We start from the raw sequence: 2,166 nt of genomic DNA, 5'->3' as shown, positions 1-2,166 counted from the left end.
GAAGCCATGCAGCAGCACGACGGCGGGGCCGTGGCCGCCGGTGACCACGTGCAGGGCTGCGTCGCCGGCCTGGATCGTCTGCGCCTTGAACGCCGGCGGGAAGGGCCGGACGGCGGCGGTGGCGGGATGGCTCAGCGCCACGGCAAGCGCAAGAGCAGCTGCAATACGGTTGAACATGGAGGGTCTCCTGCCCGGCGGGGGAGGCCACGTGGCCGTCGCTGATTGCCCTTGGGGTGACGGCCAGTATGGTTTAGCATGAGCAGCCGGACTAGTCGTCAAATACCGCAACAGCAATTCGGAAACGCCGAACAAACGGGGTAAGCGGACATGAAACTGGAAGGTATCGCCACGTTCGTCACCGTGGCCGAAAGCGGTTCCCTGAGCGAAGCGGCGCGCCGGCTGCGCGTGTCGCGCTCCGTCGTCAGCGAGCGCCTCGTCGAACTGGAACGGTCGCTCGGCGCCAGCCTGCTGCAGCGGTCCACGCGCAAGCTCTCGCTGACCGAGGATGGCGCCGCCTTCCTCGCGCGCGCCGCGCGCATCGTGCGCGACGTGCAGGAAGCGGCGGCCGACCTGGCCGAGCGGCGCGGGCAACTGAGCGGCCCGCTGCGCATCTCCGCGCCCGTGACATTCGGCCGCATGCACTTGGGTCCCGCGCTCTATCCCTTTCTCGCGCAGCATCCCGACATCCAGCTCACGCTGGAGCTGGACGACCGCCGGGTCGACGCGACGTCGGACGGATTCGATGCCGTCGTCCGCCATGGTCCGATCGCGGACAACTACCTCGTCGCGTGGCGGCTCGCGACCAGCCGGCGCGTGCTCGTAGCCGCGCCCGCCTACCTGGAGCGGCACGGTGCGCCCCGCTCGCCGGAAGAACTCGAAGACCACCGCGGTATCTTCTACATGCACCGCGGCGGGGCCGACTGGCGCTTCGCACAGCGGGGCGACGCCCGCATCGTGCGCGGACGGCCCGGCATGGTGCTGAACAACGGCGACATGATGCGCGACGCGGCGCTCGCCGGGCTGGGCATCGCATTGCTGCCGATCTTCATCGTCAGCGGCGCACTCAGGGCGGGGACGCTGTGCGTCATCGACGTCGGCGTCGAGGCCGAACAGGAATACATTTATATGGCGCACGCGGACGGCCAGCATCCGTCCGCGAAGTTGCGTGCGCTCGGCGCGTGGCTGAGGGAAGCGTTCGGCGATCCGCCGTACTGGGAAACCGAGTGCGGGAACGCTCAGCCGGCTGCCATGCGCAGCTGAAAGAACGCATTTGCCGTCAGGCGCCCCGTGCGCGGGTCATCGACCATCAGTTCGGGCATGTGGATGTGTCCTGAGTGGAAGATGCCACCGTTGTAGAAGATCGCCCGGTTGTAGCGCGGTTCGACCGTCAGCACCTTCTCGAACCAGCGGCTCGACGCGACCGCGAAGGTCGGCGGCACGTCCGGCATCGCCGCACCGGCCTGTTCGTGGCGTCTCAGATCGTTTTCCAGGGCCGTGATCTCGTGCTCCGGCACCTTCGGCTTGAAGAAGCTGGTGCCGCCGAAGCGCTCGTCCCTGAACAGGTACAGCACCATCGCACCCACGCCGACGCCCGCCGGCAGGCCCGTGAAGTCGCGGTGCGGCAGGCGCTGGCCCGGCAGCAGGTCTTGCAGGCGGCGCGTCACGAGCGACAGGCGGCTCTTCATGTCGAGGATGCGGCGCGCGCCCAGCGGTGCGCGCGCGTGCTGCAGGAAGCTGTCCTGGATGCGCGCCGCGAGCGCGCCGCCGAGCGGCAGTTCGGGACCCGGATAGTAGTTGCCCGCCAGGTCCTGGAAATGCATGTGGTTGTTCGCCGCGTAGTCGACCAGCGCCTCCGGCTCCAGCATGAAGTCGTCGATGATGACGCAGCGGTGGCCGTCGAAGATCGGCACTACGCTGACGCGCGGCTGCGGATTGAGCAGGGGAAGCATGGCAGTGACGTCGTTGTGAAAGTGGGCACATGGTACACCCCCCATGCTATGCTGCCGCCACTTCGACCTTGCCCGCCGCAGTCCGCCATGTTCACCAGCCCGCTCCTCGACCATCCCGCCATCGTGCACGGCTTCGGCACGCGCCATGACGACATGGCCGCGCTGCTGCCCGACTACTGGCCGCACCGTCCGATCCAGCACGAGCGCCACGGCACGC

2 protein-coding genes are annotated in these 2,166 nt (G+C 68.5%); one reads left to right on the top strand and one right to left on the bottom strand.

The genetic code is table 11. The features are described from left to right. Window positions 1-327: 327 nt before the first annotated feature. On the top strand, window positions 328-1,260 hold the full coding sequence (locus ACEN88_RS29835) for a LysR family transcriptional regulator (RefSeq protein ID WP_413345527.1): 933 nt from the start codon (window positions 328-330) through the stop codon (window positions 1,258-1,260). Here the strand turns inward: ACEN88_RS29835 and ACEN88_RS29830 are convergent. Beyond that, window positions 1,236-1,949: a DUF6445 family protein gene (locus tag ACEN88_RS29830; RefSeq protein WP_413345525.1), complete on the bottom strand. Its 714-nt coding sequence runs from the start codon at window positions 1,947-1,949 to the stop codon at window positions 1,236-1,238. The two genes, ACEN88_RS29835 and ACEN88_RS29830, sit on opposite strands and share 25 nt — an antisense overlap. Window positions 1,950-2,166: the final 217 nt, after the last annotated feature.

Source organism: Massilia sp. CT11-108, from assembly GCF_047302915.1.
GTDB classification, from domain to species: domain Bacteria; phylum Pseudomonadota; class Gammaproteobacteria; order Burkholderiales; family Burkholderiaceae_D; genus Telluria; species Telluria orientalis.
The sequence above is the reverse complement of the archived record's forward strand: the minus strand, read 5'-3'. Positions and strand labels throughout refer to the sequence as shown.

Bases quoted from the DNA above. Each gene is read 5' to 3' on its own strand.
- ACEN88_RS29835 (WP_413345527.1), top strand. From the start codon at position 328: ATGAAACTGGAAGGTATCGCCACGTTCGTCACCGTGGCCGAAAGCGGT.
- ACEN88_RS29830 (WP_413345525.1), bottom strand. From the start codon at position 1,949: ATGCTTCCCCTGCTCAATCCGCAGCCGCGCGTCAGCGTAGTGCCGATC.